The following is a 16,657-nucleotide window of genomic DNA, read 5'->3' as shown; positions in this document are numbered from 1 at the left end:
ATCACGAGCGTGGAGCGTGATAGAGCCTGGCGTGCACGGAAAGTTCGACCTCAAGCTGTTGCCGAATGTAATACCTGCGGATTGGCGTGAAAAAACACGTGTTCGCGAATCGGTCCCACGGCCACCTCGCCGATCTCTTCGTAGCCTTGGCGTTTATAGAAGTCGAGATAACGAGGGTTGCCGGTGTCGAGAATCACTCCCTGGGAGTTTTCATCAACGGCGCACCAGTTATGCACCGCCTGCAACAGTTGCTCGCCAAAATGCTTGCCTTGGAATTGCGGGTGAACCCCCAGCAACGGCAGCACGTGTACCGAGTCGTTCGGCACGCAGGCCGCCACGGCGTCGTGGTATTCAAGGTAGCGGCGGGTACAGCGAAATCCGGTACTGAGCACCATGCGCAGGCGCCACGCCCAACTTTCGGTCACCCCCAGGCGCCGTTGTGGTGGCGCAATCAGGGCAATGCCGATCAGCCGGTCGTTGACCAACAGGCCAATGGCTGGCAACTCCTGGAAAAAGTGTTGCTTGACCAGTTCGCGCACGGTGGCGCGCACCCGTTGTTCATAGCCGGGACGCTCGGCTTCGAACAGGTAGCTGAACGTCGGCTCGTGCCGGTAGGCCTGATACAGCAGAGAACGCGCTTCGCGGGAATAGCCGCTGTCGAGCATGTGGATATCGGCAATGGCGGTGGAGGTTTCAGGCATGACGGTCGTTCTCCATGGCGCAGCTCGCAGGGCTGCGCGCTTGTTGTTACGAGCTCAATGGGGCTGAGACAGTTCCTTGCTGATCGCAAAACAGTGTAGGCAATGAAACCCGGTTCGTCCCACCGCGCACTGGCCCCCATTGCCCATGTCAGCTAGCATCGCCCTTTTGCCAGGACTGCCGAGCATGAAGATCGTCTCCTTCAACATCAACGGGCTTCGCGCTCGTCCCCATCAGCTGGCGGCGCTGATCGAAAAACATCAACCCGATGTGATCGGGCTGCAGGAAACCAAGGTCCACGACGATCAGTTTCCACTCGATGAGATCAAGGCCCAGGGCTACCACGTGTATTTCCATGGGCAAAAGGGTCATTACGGTGTCGCCCTGCTCTCGCGCCAGGAACCGCTGGCCCTGCACAAAGGCTTCGCCACCGACGAAGAGGATGCCCAGCGACGTTTCATCTGGGGCACCTTCGCCGACGCCAACGGCGTGCCGGTGACCATCATGAACGGTTACTTCCCGCAAGGTGAAAGCCGCGACCACCCAACCAAGTTCCCGGCCAAGCAGCGCTTCTACGGCGACCTGCAGGCACTGCTGGAAAACCAGTTCAAGAACGAACAACCGCTGGTGGTGATGGGCGACGTGAACATTTCCCCGGAAGACTGCGACATCGGCATCGGCCCGGACAACATGAAGCGCTGGCTGAAAACCGGCAAATGCAGCTTCCTGCCGGAAGAGCGCGAGTGGATGGCCCGGTTGAAGAACTGGGGCCTGGTGGACAGTTTCCGTCACTTGAACCCGGAAGTGGCTGACGTCTTCAGTTGGTTCGACTATCGCAGCCGTGGCTTCGAGGACGAGCCCAAGCGCGGGCTGCGTATCGATGTGATCCTCGCCTCCCACGGGCTGTTGCCACGGGTCAAGGCGGCCGGTGTCGACTACGAACTGCGTGGGATGGAGAAGCCGTCGGATCATGCGCCGATCTGGTTGGAATTGAGTTAAATCATTCGGGCGCCTTCCCTTGTAGGAGCCCGGCTTGCCGGCGAAGGCGTCCTTGAATATTGCATTGATCTGTCGGACGTTTTCGCTGGCAAGCCAGCGCCTACAGAGGTGTGGTTGCCGTACAGAGCTGTCATCTTTCGGACATCTTTCTGACTTATTCTCCCGGCACCTCCCCTGGTCTTGAAAGGTGCCGGCATGTCGCTGCGCGGGTTGCTCCTGATGATGCTCTGCACCTGGCTGCCGCTGTCGGTAATGGCCAGCGCCTTGCCGATCCCCGCGCAGGGCCCGGTGTTGCGCATCCAGGGCTCCAACACCATTGGCGCGGCATTGGGGCCGGCGCTGGTCGAGGGCCTGATGCGCGAACAGGGTCTGCTCAAGGTGCACAGTGAAGCGACGGACACAGCCAACGAGTCGCGTATCGTCGGTGAAACCCTGGAAGGCCGCCGGGTCGAAGTGCAACTGGCGGCCCACGGTTCCAGCACCGGTTTCGCCGCGCTGAAAACCGCAAGTGCCGATCTCGCCGCTTCTTCCAGGCCGATCAAGGACAACGAGCTGCAAAGCCTCATACCCCTGGGCGACCTGAAAAGCGCCGCCGCCGAACAGGTCATCGCCATCGACGGGCTGGCGATCATCCTGCATCCGCAAAACCCGTTGAACACACTCGACACGGGCCAACTGGCGCGCATTTTCAGCGGCCAGGTGAAAACCTGGGAAGAGCTCGGCGGCGAAGGCGGAGCCATTCATCTCTATGCGCGCGATGATCAGTCCGGCACCTTCGACACGTTCAGGGAGCTGGTCCTCAGCGGTCACGGCAAAACCCTGAGCGGCACCGCGAAACGTTTCGAATCCAGCGAACAACTGTCCGACGCTGTCAGCCAGGATCCCCACGGCATTGGCTTTATCGGCCTGCCCTACGTGCGCTCCGCCAAGACCGTGGCGATTGCCGATGGCCAGTCCATGGCCATGCTGCCGCTCAACAGCCTGATTGCCACGGAAGACTATCCCCTGTCCCGGCGCCTGTTCCTTTACCTGCCACCCAAGCGCAACAACCCTTGGGCGCAAGCGCTGGTGACCTTCGCGCAAAGCCGCAAGGGCCAGGCGATCGTCGCGGCCAACGGCTTTATCGCCCAGACGATCCAGGCCATGAACGTCACGCCGAATGCGTTGATGCCCGAGGGCTACCAGGCCCTGAGCCGCCACGCCATGCGCCTGACGGTGAACTTTCGTTTCGAAGAAGGCAGCGCCAGCCTGGACAACAAGGCCCGACAGGACCTGTCACGGGTGCTCGACTATATGAAGCAGCACGACAAGACCGATCGCCGGGTAACGCTGGTGGGTTTCGGCGATGCCAAGCTCGATCCGGCGCGCGCCGATCTGCTCTCGAAACTGCGTGCCATGGCGGTTCGCCGCGAACTGGTGAAAAGTGGCGTGGTGCTGCGTGACGTGCGCGGTTTCGGCGCCGAGATGCCGGTGGCGGCCAACAGCGAGGATGAGGGACGGATCAGGAATCGGCGGGTCGAGGTCTGGGTTTACTGAGCCTGTCAGGCCAGGTCCTTGCGCAAGGCGGCTGATCGAACCTGGCCGGAAATGCCGTCAGCCCAGCAGTTTCTCAAGCTGCGCAACGGTATCGACGGCGCCCATGGTCTTGGCGGCATCCAGCGCGGTGATGCCGTTGGCGTCTTTGGCTCGCGGATCGGCGCCCTTGCTGATCAGGTAGTCGACGACTTCGACGCGGTTGAACATCGCGGCCATCATCAGCGCGGTGCGGCCGTCGAAGGACGAACCCTCAACCTGTGCGCCCCCTTCGACCAGGGCCTTGATCACGGCCAGGTCACCCTTGAATGCCGCGCCGGCAATCGGGCTCTGGCCGTTGTCGTTGCGGATTTCCGGATCAGCCTTGTGTTCGAGCAAGACTTTTACCGTGTCCACGTGGCCGTGATAAGCGGCCAGCATCAGCAAGGTGTCGCCCTTGTGATTGCGCAGGTTCGGCGGCAGGCCCTTGCTCAGCAGCGCTGCCATCATGGCCGCATCACCTTCGCGCGCCTTGTTGAAGACCTGTTCGGCAAACTCGGCAGCTTCTTCGGGGGTCATCTGGCGGCTTTTGTCTGACATTGAACGCTCCACTTTCAGTTTTTCACAAAGCCGACAGTTTCCCGAGCGTGCTCGTCACTGTCACTTCTTTTTTCTGATGCGTGGCCATAGCCCTTTTCAATTGCCATCTTCAATGACCTCATATTCAGTAGCGATGCTTGCCACCCTGGATGTCTGCCAGCACCTGCTCGGTGACCTGCACATACGTCTCGGTTCCCGGCAACCAGGCATAGATCGGGTCTTCGCCGGTCCTGCCGGGGTCGAACGCTTCGTCCTTGAGGCGGGTCTTCTGGTATTTGAACGTCCCGGTGGTTTCCATTTTCACTTTTACCCGCAAAAACAGCGGCACCGCGTAGGCCGGCATGTGCTGTCGGGCGAAGGCCAGCAACTCGCTGAAATCCAGGGTCGCCAGGGATTCCGCGGGAGTGATCGCCGCCATCCCGGCACGGCCGTTGGTATTGCGCACTTCCACACCATAGGCCACGGCCTCGGAAATATTCGGGTGCATCAGCAGGACGTTCTCGACCTCGGTGGTCGACACGTTTTCACCCTTCCAGCGGTAGGTGTCGCCCAGGCGATCGACAAACTGGGCATGACCGAAACCGATGTTGCGCAGCAGGTCGCCGGTGTTGAAGTAGCGGTCGCCCTTGACGAACACGTCGTGCAGCACGACTTTTTCGGTCTTGCGCGGGTCGGTGTAACCATCCAGCGGTGCCTTGTCGTCGATCCTGGCCAGGAGCAGCCCCTGCTCGCCCTTGCCGACCTTGCGCATGAAACCATTGGCGCCGCGGGTCGGCGCACCGCTGTCATGGTCATACGCCGCCAGCTCCCAGGACATCAGGGAAAAGCCCACGGTATTGTCGAAATTGAGGATGTTGGTAAAGCCGATGTTGCCGTCACTGGCGGCATACAGCTCGCAGATATGCTCGACCGCGAAGCGTGTCTTGAACTCGGCCCAGGCGCCGGGACGCAGACCGTTGCCGATCATCTTGGTCACGCCGTGCTTACTGTCGTCGGCACTGGGAGGCTGGTCGACCAGGTAGCGACATAGTTCGCCGACATAGCCCAGGGTGGTTGCCCGGTACTTGCGAACGTCGCTCCAGAACTGGCTGGCACTGAACTTGCGGCGGATGGCGAACCCCGAGGCCCCGCTGATGGCCGAGCCCCAGCACACGCACAGGCCGGTGGCGTGATAGAGCGGCAACGGACAGTAGACGATGTCCTCGGGACGCATATCCAGGGCGATCATGCCGAAGCTGGCGCAACTGCGCATCCAGCGCCCGTGCTTGAAAACCCCGGCCTTGGGCAACCCGGTGGTGCCCGAGGTATAGATGTAGAAACAGGGATCGTCGAAAAAGACCTGCCGGCTGCTGGCGGGGTTGTCGCTGCAGGCATCGATGCTGGCCGTCATCAGGTTGACGAACCCCTCGGGCGCAATTCCCGGGTGGCTGTAGGTGTCCTGGTCGGCAACGAACCAGGTACGCGTCATTTCGATCGGTACCCGTTCGCGCACGGCCAGGTAGGCCGGGACCAGCTCCGCGCCAACGACAATGGCCGCCGGCGTCACCAGGTTCAGGCTGTGGGTCAGGGTATCGCGGGTTTGCGAGGTGTTGAGCAACGCGCCGATGGCACCGACCTTGGCCACCGCCAGGAGGGTCACCAGCAGTTCCGGGCGGTTCTCCATGAACACCGCCACCACGTCGCCCTTGCCAATGCCCTCGGCGATCAGGTGATGGGCGATGGAGTTGGCCCAACGGTTGACCTGGGCGTAAGTCAGTTGCACTTCGCCGCAGAGCAAGGCCGGGCCTTCGGGATTGCGCAGGGTGGCCTGCTCGAAACTCCAGCCCAGCCCACACGCCTGGGTCGGATCCTTGACGTTGGCAACCTTCATGCCCTTGACCACCCGAGGAATGGCTTTGGCAATGGAAGGCAGCTTGCGGAGCATCATGCCCCAGGTGATGGTGTCGCGCTGCGTGCGGCTCATGGCGGTTCCCGTTGAATCTTCTTATTGTCGGGCGGCATTGATCGACCCCGAAAATACGTCAACGGTTCTGCAGCTGTACACGCGGTTTTTGAAATGTTTTGTATCCGCGACAACCTCGTTTGAAATCATGAGCGCGTACGCGACAAATGGTTCCATCGAAACGCCGACGACCACGCAAAATGCAGGATGCACGATAGCCATTCATGCAGATTGCACGAAAGCAAAAAACATCAGAATCTATAAGTTATTGTTTTAATTGAATATTTTAGAGGCGCAAATACTGGCACAATCACTGCAACCGTCTACTCATGCTTGCCATTCAAGAGCTAACGGAGCTGATAGACATGAGCCTGATCCAAGAAAAATTCTCTTCCTTGTTCTCCAACTTCGACGTGACCACCCAGGATCGACCAGACGGTGGGATCCTGCTCACCTTGCGCAGCGAAGGCAGGGAATTCAAACGTTCGATTTCCTACCAGCAACTGCACAATGGCGACCAATTGTCGTGGGTCATCAGCGCCATCCGCCGCGATCTGGCCGAACAGGCCAGCGAGTTGCCGCAAATCTCCATGCTGCAAAGCCAGCAGCGCTTTGCCTTGCCGACCTATCATTCGCTGTAAGTGTCGCGCCGCGTTAAACCAACAGGCCGTGCAAGCTTGCGCTTCACGGCCTGGATTTGTTTGGTCAGTGACTGATCGCCAAGTCGTCCATTCGCGGGAATCGACCGGCAATGTCGTCGCCGGTGAAATTGGCCTGCCGAGGCTGGCCTACGGATAGACGCAGAGCCACGACAAAGGGCTGTTCGCCAATGTCCAGCCACTGCCGAGTGCCCGCCGGCAGCGCAATCAGGTCATTTTTCTCGCACAGCACGGCGTAGACGTAATCGTCGATGCGCACAGATATCAAGGCGCTTCCCGAAGCGAACAGCAGGACTTCGTCCTGGTCCTGACGCTGTTCGTCGAACAGACTGGTGCGAATCGAGTCTTTTTGCGGGTGATCGCGGTCGAGGCTGATCACATCGACCGCGCGCAACCCGTGCTCGGTCATCAGGCTGTCGATCGGCGCCTGATAGGCATTGATGACATCTTCGTGGCTGGCGCCGGGACGGATCTTCGCCGTGGCTGGCCAGCGGTCGAAGCGCACGCCCTGCTCGGCGAGGGTCGAGGCGATGTCTTCGAAATGGGTCAGCACCTTGTTGGGTAATTCAGGACTGGAAACGTGATAAACGGACAGGCTGCTCATCTGGGCAACTCCTTAAGGGTTCAAGAGGGAGCGCGTGTCCTCTTGCATTCGTGTGGCAATGATAACGGCTGCCGCCAGCGCTGCGAGGCTGGCAATACTAAAGGTTAAGGGGGCGCCAAGGGCATTCCAGCTGTAACCGGAATACAGCGCGCCCACTGCGCCACCGGTGCCGGCCAGGGCGGCGTACAACGCCTGGCCCTGCCCTTGCTGGCGTGGGCCGAAGCTGCGCTGCACAAACTGGATGGCCGCGGCGTGAAAGCTGCCGAACGTCGCTGCGTGCAACACTTGGGCAAACAACAACACCCAGAGGAATTCGGCCAACGAACCGAGCAGCAGCCAACGCAACGCGGCCAGAAGAAAACTCGCCAGCAGCACGCGCCGTACCGAGAAGCGCGCGAGGATCCGGCTCATCGCCATGAACATCAGCACCTCGGCCACCACGCCAACGGCCCAGAGCATGCCGATCACGCCCCGGCTGTAGCCCAGTCGCTCCAGGTGCAGGGTGAGAAAGGTGTAATACGGACCGTGGCTCATTTGCATCAGCGCCACGCACGCGTAAAACGCCAACACCCCGGGGCTGCGCAGTTGTGCAAGGAAACCCTCTCCGGTCAGTCGCTCGCCCTGGACGGGGTGGGCGTTCGGGACCCACAGGCTGCTGAGGACGATCCCGGCCATGATCAGCACCAGCGCCGCGGGGTAAATGTCCAGGCTGAGCCATTCGAACAAGCGCCCGAGCGCCACCACCGTGATGATGAAACCGATCGAGCCCCACAGGCGAATCTGGCTGTAGCGGGAGGCCTGGCCTTGCAGGTGCGCCAGGGTAATGACCTCGAACTGCGGCAGCACCGCATGCCAGAAGAACGCGTGCAAGGCCATGACCATCGCCAGCCAGGCATAGGTCTGGCTGACGAAGATCAGCGAAAAAGTCAGCAACGTGCACACTGCGCCGAAGCGCACGATGGCCAGCCGCCGCCCGGTATAGTCGCCGAGCCAGCCCCAGAGGTTCGGGGCCACGCAACGCATCAGCATGGGGATTGCCACCAGCTCGCCGATGCGCGCCGCGGAGAATCCCAGGTGATCGAAGTACAGCGCCAGAAAAGGCGCTGTCGAACCGAGCAAGGCGAAATAAAACAGATAAAAGCTGGAAAGCCGCCAGTACGGGAGCGCCGTCACCGTTGACTCAAATCTGGCCCAGCACCGGCGTGTTCACCCGCACATCAGCGTTCTGGCCACGATGACGCAGCAGGTGGTCCATCAGCACGATAGCCATCATCGCTTCGGCGATCGGCGTGGCGCGGATGCCGACGCACGGGTCGTGACGGCCCTTGGTGATGACGTCCACCGGGTTGCCATGGATGTCGATGGATCGGCCCGGCGTGGTGATGCTGGACGTCGGCTTCAACGCCAGGTGGGCCACGATCGGCTGGCCGGACGAGATGCCGCCGAGAATGCCGCCCGCGTTGTTGCTGAGGAAACCTTCTGGCGTCATTTCATCGCGATGCTCGGTGCCGCGCTGGGCGACGCTGGCGAAACCGGCGCCGATTTCCACGCCCTTGACCGCGTTGATGCTCATCAGGGCATGGGCCAGTTCCGCGTCAAGACGGTCGAAAATCGGCTCGCCCAACCCTGGCATCACGCCTTCGGCGACCACGGTGATCTTTGCACCCACCGAATCCTGGTCGCGGCGCAACTGGTCCATATAGGCTTCCAGCTCCGGCACTTTGTCCGGATCGGGGCTGAAAAATGCGTTCTGCTCCACCGAATCCCAGGTCTTGAACGGGATTTCGATCGGGCCGAGCTGGCTCATGTAGCCGCGAATGACGATGCCCTGGGTCGCCAGGTACTTCTTGGCAATTGCGCCGGCTGCCACGCGCATCGCGGTTTCCCGGGCCGAGCTGCGGCCGCCGCCGCGATAATCGCGCTCACCGTATTTGTGGTGGTAGGTGTAGTCGGCGTGTGCCGGACGGAACAAGTCCTTGATCGCCGAGTAGTCCTTGGACTTCTGGTCGGTGTTGCGAATCAGCAAGCCGATGGAGCAGCCGGTGGTGCGCCCCTCGAACACGCCCGAGAGGATTTCGACTTCGTCGGCCTCCTGGCGCTGGGTGGTGTGACGACTGGTGCCAGGCTTTCGCCGATCCAGGTCGCGCTGCAGATCCTCAAGGGAAATCTCCAGGCCCGGCGGGCAGCCATCGACAATGGCGACCAACGCCGGTCCATGGCTTTCGCCAGCGGTGGTGACAGTGAACAGCTTGCCGTAGGTATTGCCGGACATGCAGGACGCTCCGTGAAATGAACCTGAATACGTAATGCGCGCCAGTATACGCAGGCTATCCAAGTAGTTCATCCTCGAACCTATGCCCGAACCTTATGGGTGCTTGCGAGTCCAACCGGCACCTCGATGATGATGGCCCGACAATGCTGCGAGTTATAGCCTTGAGCCTTACCCTGATTTCCGGCTTCGCCCAGGCCACTGTCCTGCAGCGGCCGATCACCCTGGATACCGGCACCGGTGAGCTTTTCGGCTCCTTGTTGCTGCCTAAATCCGACACACCAGTGCCGGTTGTCTTGATCATTTCCGGCTCCGGCCCAACCGATCGCGACGGAAACAATCCCGAGGGCGGGCGCAATGACAGCCTCAAGCGCCTGGCCTGGGTGCTGGCCAAACACAACATCGCCAGCGTGCGCTACGACAAGCGCGGCGTGGCGGCGAGCCTGCCCGCTACCCCTGACGAACGCAATTTGTCGGTGGAAGCCTATGTGGCCGACACCCAAGCCTGGGGCCGCAAACTCAAGACCGACCCGCGCTTCAGCCAGCTGATCCTGCTGGGCCACAGCGAAGGTGCCTTGATCGCCAGCCTCGCGGCGCCGAGCGTCGATGCGGCGGCGGTTATTTCCGTGTCCGGCAGCGCCCGGCCGATCGACCAGGTGCTGCGCCAGCAACTGGGCAATCGCCTGCCTGCCCCACTGCTGCTGCGCAGCAATGAACTGCTCGACAGCCTCAAGGCCGGGAAAACCGACGACAACGTGCCAGCGCGCCTGCAGGTGATTTTCCGTCCCAGTGTGCAGCCGTACCTGATTTCGCTGTTCCGCCAGGATCCCGCTGCGGCGTTCGCGAAGCTGAAAATGCCGGCGCTGATCATCCAGGGCAGCAATGACATCCAGGTCGGGGTCAATGACGCCCGGTTGCTCAAGGCGGCCAAACCGGACGCCGAACTGGCGCTGATCGAAGGCATGAACCACGTCATGCGCATCGTGCCCAACGACGTCAAGCGCCAATTGGCTTCCTACAAAGACCCGCAATTGCCGCTGGCAGCGGAACTCGGCACGCGAATCCTCGCTTTTATTGACGGACTTCGCGCTTCTTGAGCGCTGTTGCCCTCCAGTCTTGAAAAAAACGGCCGATAAGCCTTTGTCGCCAGTGCCATCGCTGGCGACAAGCAGAGCTTGGACAGGATCTCGCCGTTATGACCGATACCCCGACTTCACCCGACACCACCGCTGAAAAAGAGGCACCGCCAGTGGTCGAGCTGCCCTGGGCGGACGTCGACGTCGAGCACCCGAAGATGCTCCGTCTGGCGCCGCTGCAGACCGATCGCAATACCGGTGGGCGGCCCCTGCGCTTTGTCGAGTTCGGTTATGCCGAGCGCCACGACAAGGCTCGCAGCCTGATGCGCATGCGCATCACCCTGCCCGGCCAGCGGGTGCGAAAGGAGCAGAATCATCTGGACGTGTGGGTCGATCACGCGGAAAAACGCGTGCATTTCGGACCTGACAGCGGCCTGCAAATCGAACCGCTGAACCGCGGCATCGGCCGCTTCATGGCCGCACACGGCATCAACTGGGCGAAAAAACGCTGGCCGGGTTACACCGTAGAGGGCACCGACCTCAACAACAAGGACGCGCTGAACGAAGACACGCGCCTGCGTCGCGATCACTTTTTGCGGGTGCACGGTTTCGACGTGGTCTACGCCGATGCCCAGCATTTGAAAGGCAGCGTCACAGAAGTCAGGGTTGGTGACTTGCTGGGCGACTGGAACACCGAGAAAGTCCAGGTGGTGACAATTCTCGAGGCGGCGCAGATGCTCCAGCAAGCCGAGCAGAACCTGGCCGAGCAGGAAGTCAAACTCAAGAAACACGAAGAGAAGGTCAGCAAATACCAGCGTGAAGACGCCGGTTTGCGCTTTACCATTGCGTGTCTGGTGGCGTTTGCGGTGTTTCAGGCGGGGTTGTTGATCTGGATTGCGACGCACCGTTGAGACGGTGACCGTTCCCACGCTCTGCGTGGAAACGGTCAGGACGGGTCAGACGCGGGACGCGAACAATGCCTGATGATCGCGGCACTGCTCGGCCGTCAACATGAACACACCATGCCCGCCGCGCTCGAACTCCAGCCAGGCGAAATCGACCTGCGGGTACAACGCCTCGACATGCACCTGGCTGTTGCCCACTTCGACAATCAGCAGGCCCTTCTCGGTGAGGTGATCCGCGGCCTCGGCCAGCATGCGTCGCACCAGGTTCAAGCCGTCATCGCCGCAAGCCAGGCCCAGCTCCGGCTCGTGCTGGTACTCGTCCGGCATGTCGGCGAAATCCTCGGCGTCCACGTACGGCGGGTTCGACACGATCAGGTCGAAACGCTGCCCCGGCAAGCCATCGAAACCATCGCCCTGCACGGTGTAGACACGCTCGTCGACACCATGGCGCTCGATGTTCTGGTTCGCCACCTCCAGCGCTTCGAAAGACAGGTCGGCCAGCACCACTTCAGCATTCTTGAACTCGTAGGCACAAGCGATGCCGATGCAGCCGGAGCCGGTGCACAAGTCGAGAATCCGCGCCGGCTCGGTACCCAGCCATGGGGTGAAACGGTTTTCGATCAGTTCGCCAATCGGCGAGCGCGGGATCAGCACGCGCTCATCGACAATGAACGACAGGCCGCAGAACCAGGCTTCACCCAGCAGGTAAGCGGTGGGCACCCGCTCTTCGATCCGGCGCTTGAGCAGGTGTTGCAGGTGGACGACTTCGTCTTCTTCCAGATTGCAGTCCAGGTAACTGTCGGAGATTTCCCACGGCAAGTGCAGCGCACCCAGCACCAGTTGACGGGCTTCGTCCCAGGCGTTGTCGGTCCCATGGCCGAAAAACAGATCCTCCCCATGGAAGCGGCTGACGGCCCAACGGATATGGTCACGCAGGGTACGAAGGCGGGAAGTGATCACGACGGTAAACTCCAGAAAAATCGACGGGCGATTCTACCAGTCAAATGCCGTCAGGACGACGCAGGAAAAACACCGGGGCAAATGTAGGAAACATCTGGTTTTCTCACCAACCATTGAACAAAACGGCATACTTGACAACGCTGCACGCCAGTAACGACGGTGCCTACGATGGTAGCGATTCACAGAAGCGCTCCGCCAGAGGACAATGTCGCAAAAGCCCCACCCGAAGGAGCCCCAGAATGTCCGTTCCACAAACGATGTTTCAACTCAGCGGCCGCGGTTATGCAGCAGCCAAACTGAGTCATGCGACCCTGATCATCATCGATGCCCAGAAAGAGTATCTCAGCGGCCCCCTGGCCCTGAGCGGCATGGATGCGGCTGTCGCGAACATCAAGCAATTGGTGACGGCTGCCCGTGCGGCCGGCCGGCCGATCGTGCATGTCAGCCATCTCGGCACCGTTGGCGGGCTGTTCGACCCGCGCGGCGAGCGTGGCCAGTTCATTCCAGGGCTGGAACCGCTGGCCGGCGAAATCAAGATCGAGAAGATCCTGCCCAGTGCCTTCCATGGAACGGACCTGAAAAAGCGCCTCGAGGAGTTGGGCTCGGTGGATCTGGTAGTGTGCGGTTTCATGAGTCATTCCAGTGTCAGCACCACCGTGCGGGCGGCGAAGAACCTGGGTTTCCGTTGCACCCTGGTGGAAGACGCCTGCGCCACCCGTGATCTGCCGTACAAAGGCGGCGTCCTGAGCGCCGAGCATGTCCAGCAGACCGAAATGGCGATCATGGCGGACAACTTTGCCGCCCTCGCCATGACCAACGACCTGGTCTGATCGGCGGTTTATGAGCGGCGCACCCCGCCGCTCATCCGCAAAAGCCTCTCGTTCGCCGTAAATGTCTTAGCCTCAGGAACATCCCGGTCAACTTCCGGTCGAAGGGCCGATACCCATTGAGGAAGGTCGGAATGAAGTTATCCGATGGTTTTGACGCTCGCCGCTTGCGGCCCAAAGGCCAAAGCAACTGGCGTTTTCGATTCGGCGCGGCGTTTGCCGCCTTGCTGGCGACCTGCGGCGTGCTGCTGGCGATGGCCGGTGCCGCCAGCCTGTTCGGCCACGTTCCCGCCCTGGGCGAGTTGAACAGCAACCGCGCGGGTGCGGCAGTGATCCTGGTCATCGGCCTGATCGTGCTGTACCTCGGTGTGTGGCTGTGGCGTCGCTGCCGCCGACGCTCGCGCCAGTCGAACGCGCTGAACATGTCCCCACACCTGATGAAAAAACACGACTGAGCGCAAGTCGCAGTTCAATGTCGCGCGTTTTCTCGCGCCCGATTCGCTTCGAGTTGGGTAAACTGGCCGCCCTTCGCGGAGGCTGACATGCAAGACGACGATTTTTCCCTGTTCAAAAGTGCGATCCAAGGCGTCAAGCCGATCAAGCACGATCGCGCCGAAACCGGCAAACCCAAGGCTGACCGCGCGCACATCGCCAAGTTGCGCCAGGCGGCCACCGTGCGCACCGATGCCACCACCGTTGACGGCCTGTCCGATCAGTTCGTCATCGACGTCGGCCCCGAAGACGAGCTGATGTGGGCGCGCGACGGCGTGCAGGAAAGCCAGATACGCAAGCTCAAGATCGGGCAGATTCCCTTCGAAGGCAGCCTCGACCTGCACGGCATGAGCGTGGAAAAGGCCCGGGAGACCCTCTGGGCATTCCTGGCTGAAGCGACCAGATTCGAAATCCGCTGCGTACGCGTCACCCACGGCAAGGCCGTGCGCCTGGACGGCAAGCGGCCGATGATAAAAAGCCACGTCAACACCTGGTTGCGCCAGCATCCACAGGTACTCGGCTTCACCTCGTGCCAGCCCAAGCATGGCGGTGCAGGTGCTGTTTATGTGATGCTCAAACGAACCATGATGGAAGGCCGCGACGAGTAATCCTCATGCTTCGAGCTTGCAGCGTCGTGTCCGTCACCGTACCCTTGCCCTTTGCGTAAAATCCCACAGGTAGTTTCATGTCCCTGGAACAGAATTACACCGCGATCCTTGGCCAACTGGGCGAGGATCCCTCCCGCGAGGGCCTGCTCGACACGCCAAAACGTGCCGCCAAAGCCATGCAGTACCTCTGCCGCGGTTATGAACAGACGCTCGAAGAAGTCACCAACGGTGCCCTCTTCAGCTCCGACAACAGCGAAATGGTGCTGGTCAAGGACATCGAGTTGTACTCGTTGTGCGAACACCACCTGCTGCCGTTCATCGGCAAGGCCCACGTGGCCTACATCCCGAGCGGCAAGGTACTGGGCTTGTCGAAAGTCGCGCGGATCGTCGATATGTACGCCCGCCGCCTGCAGATCCAGGAAAACCTCAGCCGCCAGATTGCCGATGCAGTCCAACAGGTCACCGGCGCCCTGGGCGTTGCAGTGGTGATCGAGGCCAAGCACATGTGCATGATGATGCGCGGTGTGGAAAAGCAGAATTCGTCGATGATCACCTCGGTGATGCTGGGCGAATTCCGTGAGAACGCCGCGACTCGCAGCGAATTTCTCAGCTTGATCAAGTAATTGGCAACACGAAGAGAACCGGCATTCATCGCCGGTTTTTTTTCGCCCGGGAAAAATCAGGTAAGCTGCGCGCCTTTCTCAATTAGCACCGTGAGGCTTCAAACGTGTTCGTAAAAGCGCTTCGTGTCGGCCTTGGCCAACTGATCATCTTCATTGACTTCATCACCCGCCCTGGCAAGAAGCAGCGCACTGCCGCTGCCCAGGCCAAGGTCGAAGCTGCGGCCAAGGACCTGACCCTGTATCAGTTCCATGCCTGCCCGTTCTGCGTGAAGACCCGCCGCACCCTGCGCCGCCTGAACGTACCGGTGGCCTTGCGCGATGCGAAGAATAGCGAACAGGATCGCCAGGCCCTGCTTGAGCAGGGTGGCAAGATCAAGGTGCCTTGCCTGCGTATCGTAGAAAATGGCCAGACGACCTGGATGTATGAGTCCAAGGTGATCATTGATTATCTGGATAAGCGGTTTGCTGCAGCCTGATGTAATTGTGGCGTGATTGACGGCCCCTTCGCGAGCAAGGCCGCCCCCACATTGGAATGCATTCAACTGTGGGAGCGGGCTTGCTCGCGAAGGGGCCGGCACAAACATCGAAGATCTCAGAAAAAATAAACCGGCTCGTGCGCCGGTTTATTTTTACCTTCAGGCCGCTTGCGCCGCCTGGCCCTGGCGCACCACCGCCGCCAAGCGCTTGAGCCCTTCCTCCAGCCGCGTCGGGTCGATATGGCTGAAATTCAGCCGCAGATGGCCGTGATGACTGTCCGGCTCGGGGAAGAACGGCTCACCGGGCATAAACGCCACGTCATTGTCCAACGCTGCATTGAGCAACGTCCGGGTGTCCAGCGGTTGCTTGAGCGTCAGCCAGAAAAACAGCCCGCCCTGTGGCACGTTCCAGTCCGCCAGATCGGCAAAGTGCGTTTGCAGCGCCGCCTGGAAGGCGTCGCGGCGCTCCCGGTAAAAACCGCGCAACTCACTCAGGTGCTGCTGGTAGGCCTCACTGCCGATCCATTGCAAGGCTTGCCACTGACCGACCCGATTGGTATGCAAGTCCGCCGATTGCTTGAGTTTCAACAGGTGCGGGAACAGGTCCGGGCTGGCGATCAGGTAGCCGACGCGCAGGCCCGGCAGCAGGGTTTTCGACACGGTGCCGGTGTAGATCCAACTGGACTTCTTCAGGCGTCCGGCAATCGGTTGGGCGCTGCCGCCATCAAAGGTCAACTCGCGGTAGGGCTCGTCTTCAATCAGGGTCACGCCAAACTCGTCCAGCAATGCCGCGACCGCTTCGCGCTTGGCTTCGCTGTATCGCACGGCCGATGGATTCTGGAACGTCGGGATCAGGTAGATGAACGCCGGGCGATGGTTTTCCAGCCGCGCGCGCAGTTGCGCAAGGTCCGGCCCATCGGCTTGCAGCGGCACGGTCAGGCAATGTGCACCAAACAGCTGGAAGATCTGCAGTGCCGCCAGATAGGTCGGTGCTTCGAGCAAAATCTCGGTGCCTTTGTCGATATAGAGCTTGGCCGCCAGGTCGAGAGTTTGCTGGGAACCACTGACCACCAACACCTGCTTCGCCTCACAGGGCACACCCAGCGCTCGCGCCTGTTCCGCCAGGGCTTCGCGTAAGGCCGGTTCGCCTTCACTCATGCCGTATTGGCCGATGGACAGCGGCATCCGGTCCCACTCGACCTTCGGCAGCATGGCTTCGGCCGGCAAGCCTCCGGCGAACGACATCACCTGCGGACGTTGGGCGGCAGCGAGGATTTCACGGATCAAAGAACTTTTAAGGCGCGAGACACGTTCGGAAAAAGCCATGGGAGTCACCGGTAGCGAGGCCTGGGGAAAATGAGTCAAACTTGTTGACCGAAATTACGACAGCTCGAGCGGATACGTCA

General features: G+C 60.9%; 18 protein-coding genes. 10 read left to right on the top strand and 8 right to left on the bottom strand.

Annotation, left to right across the window (positions count from 1 at the left end):
• Window positions 1–50: 50 nt before the first annotated feature.
• Entirely contained in the window at window positions 51–701 is a 651-nt protein-coding gene (locus BKX96_RS03610) for a GNAT family N-acetyltransferase (protein WP_020800047.1), read from the bottom strand.
• Window positions 702–885: 184 nt separating this feature from the next.
• Between BKX96_RS03610 and xthA the strand changes: the two genes are divergently transcribed.
• Together xthA and BKX96_RS03600 are read left to right on the top strand one after the other, a co-directional pair.
• A complete protein-coding gene (gene xthA, locus BKX96_RS03605; protein ID WP_077182714.1) occupies window positions 886–1,698 on the top strand; it encodes an exodeoxyribonuclease III in 813 nt (270 codons plus the stop codon).
• Between the two features lie 195 nt (window positions 1,699–1,893).
• Entirely contained in the window at window positions 1,894–3,234 is a 1,341-nt protein-coding gene (locus BKX96_RS03600) for a substrate-binding domain-containing protein (RefSeq protein WP_077182713.1), read from the top strand.
• A 57-nt stretch (window positions 3,235–3,291) separates the two neighbouring features.
• Here the strand turns inward: BKX96_RS03600 and BKX96_RS03595 are convergent, their stop codons facing one another.
• Window positions 3,292–3,810: an ankyrin repeat domain-containing protein gene (locus tag BKX96_RS03595; RefSeq protein WP_046815577.1), complete on the bottom strand. Its 519-nt coding sequence runs from the start codon at window positions 3,808–3,810 to the stop codon at window positions 3,292–3,294.
• A gap of 124 nt (window positions 3,811–3,934) precedes the next feature.
• Entirely contained in the window at window positions 3,935–5,773 is a 1,839-nt protein-coding gene (locus tag BKX96_RS03590; protein WP_046815578.1) for a long-chain-acyl-CoA synthetase, read from the bottom strand.
• 344 nt (window positions 5,774–6,117) lie between these two features.
• Here BKX96_RS03590 and BKX96_RS03585 point away from each other — a divergent pair, with 344 nt between their 5' ends.
• Window positions 6,118–6,393, top strand: coding sequence for a DUF3509 domain-containing protein (locus tag BKX96_RS03585; RefSeq protein WP_046815579.1), 276 nt, complete (start codon window positions 6,118–6,120; stop codon window positions 6,391–6,393).
• A 64-nt stretch (window positions 6,394–6,457) separates the two neighbouring features.
• On the opposite strand, the gene BKX96_RS03580 is transcribed toward BKX96_RS03585, so the two are convergent.
• From BKX96_RS03580 to aroC, 3 genes are read right to left on the bottom strand one after another with little or no spacing between them, the layout of a single operon-like run.
• Window positions 6,458–7,015: an acireductone dioxygenase gene (locus BKX96_RS03580; protein WP_077182712.1), complete on the bottom strand. Its 558-nt coding sequence runs from the start codon at window positions 7,013–7,015 to the stop codon at window positions 6,458–6,460.
• Window positions 7,016–7,027: 12 nt separating this feature from the next.
• Window positions 7,028–8,188 carry an MFS transporter gene (locus tag BKX96_RS03575; protein ID WP_046815581.1) on the bottom strand — a complete coding sequence of 387 codons (1,161 nt, stop codon included), beginning with the start codon at window positions 8,186–8,188 and terminating at the stop codon, window positions 7,028–7,030.
• A gap of 7 nt (window positions 8,189–8,195) precedes the next feature.
• On the bottom strand, window positions 8,196–9,287 hold the full coding sequence (aroC, locus tag BKX96_RS03570; RefSeq protein ID WP_046815582.1) for a chorismate synthase: 1,092 nt from the start codon (window positions 9,285–9,287) through the stop codon (window positions 8,196–8,198).
• Between the two features lie 95 nt (window positions 9,288–9,382).
• Between aroC and BKX96_RS03565 the strand changes: the two genes are divergently transcribed.
• Together BKX96_RS03565 and BKX96_RS03560 are read left to right on the top strand one after the other, a co-directional pair.
• Window positions 9,383–10,381, top strand: coding sequence for an alpha/beta hydrolase (locus BKX96_RS03565; protein WP_077182711.1), 999 nt, complete (start codon window positions 9,383–9,385; stop codon window positions 10,379–10,381).
• A gap of 98 nt (window positions 10,382–10,479) precedes the next feature.
• Window positions 10,480–11,271 carry a hypothetical protein gene (locus tag BKX96_RS03560; RefSeq protein ID WP_046815584.1) on the top strand — a complete coding sequence of 264 codons (792 nt, stop codon included), beginning with the start codon at window positions 10,480–10,482 and terminating at the stop codon, window positions 11,269–11,271.
• 45 nt (window positions 11,272–11,316) lie between these two features.
• Here BKX96_RS03560 and prmB read toward each other — a convergent pair whose 3' ends face one another.
• Entirely contained in the window at window positions 11,317–12,225 is a 909-nt protein-coding gene (gene prmB / locus BKX96_RS03555) for a 50S ribosomal protein L3 N(5)-glutamine methyltransferase (protein ID WP_046815585.1), read from the bottom strand.
• A 239-nt stretch (window positions 12,226–12,464) separates the two neighbouring features.
• On the opposite strand from prmB, the gene BKX96_RS03550 reads away from it, so the two are divergent.
• The 5 genes from BKX96_RS03550 to BKX96_RS03530 all read left to right on the top strand — a co-directional run bounded on the left by BKX96_RS03550 (window position 12,465) and on the right by BKX96_RS03530 (window position 15,251).
• Window positions 12,465–13,055 (top strand): cysteine hydrolase family protein, encoded by a 591-nt coding sequence (locus BKX96_RS03550; RefSeq protein WP_046815586.1) that lies wholly within the window; start codon window positions 12,465–12,467, stop codon window positions 13,053–13,055.
• Between the two features lie 131 nt (window positions 13,056–13,186).
• On the top strand, window positions 13,187–13,507 hold the full coding sequence (locus BKX96_RS03545) for a hypothetical protein (RefSeq protein WP_046815587.1): 321 nt from the start codon (window positions 13,187–13,189) through the stop codon (window positions 13,505–13,507).
• Between the two features lie 87 nt (window positions 13,508–13,594).
• On the top strand, window positions 13,595–14,152 hold the full coding sequence (locus BKX96_RS03540; protein ID WP_046815588.1) for a Smr/MutS family protein: 558 nt from the start codon (window positions 13,595–13,597) through the stop codon (window positions 14,150–14,152).
• A gap of 77 nt (window positions 14,153–14,229) precedes the next feature.
• Complete coding sequence (gene folE / locus BKX96_RS03535; protein ID WP_046815589.1) at window positions 14,230–14,775, top strand: GTP cyclohydrolase I FolE; 546 nt, start codon at window positions 14,230–14,232, stop codon at window positions 14,773–14,775.
• Between the two features lie 104 nt (window positions 14,776–14,879).
• Window positions 14,880–15,251, top strand: coding sequence for a glutathione S-transferase N-terminal domain-containing protein (locus BKX96_RS03530; protein WP_077182710.1), 372 nt, complete (start codon window positions 14,880–14,882; stop codon window positions 15,249–15,251).
• Between the two features lie 159 nt (window positions 15,252–15,410).
• Here the strand turns inward: BKX96_RS03530 and BKX96_RS03525 are convergent, their stop codons facing one another.
• A complete protein-coding gene (locus BKX96_RS03525) occupies window positions 15,411–16,577 on the bottom strand; it encodes an aminotransferase-like domain-containing protein (RefSeq protein WP_077182709.1) in 1,167 nt (388 codons plus the stop codon).
• Window positions 16,578–16,657 lie beyond the last annotated feature (80 nt).

It is taken from the genome of Pseudomonas putida (genome assembly GCF_001976065.1).
Lineage (GTDB): Bacteria > Pseudomonadota > Gammaproteobacteria > Pseudomonadales > Pseudomonadaceae > Aquipseudomonas > Aquipseudomonas serbica.
The sequence above is the reverse complement of the archived record's forward strand: the minus strand, read 5'-3'. Positions and strand labels throughout refer to the sequence as shown.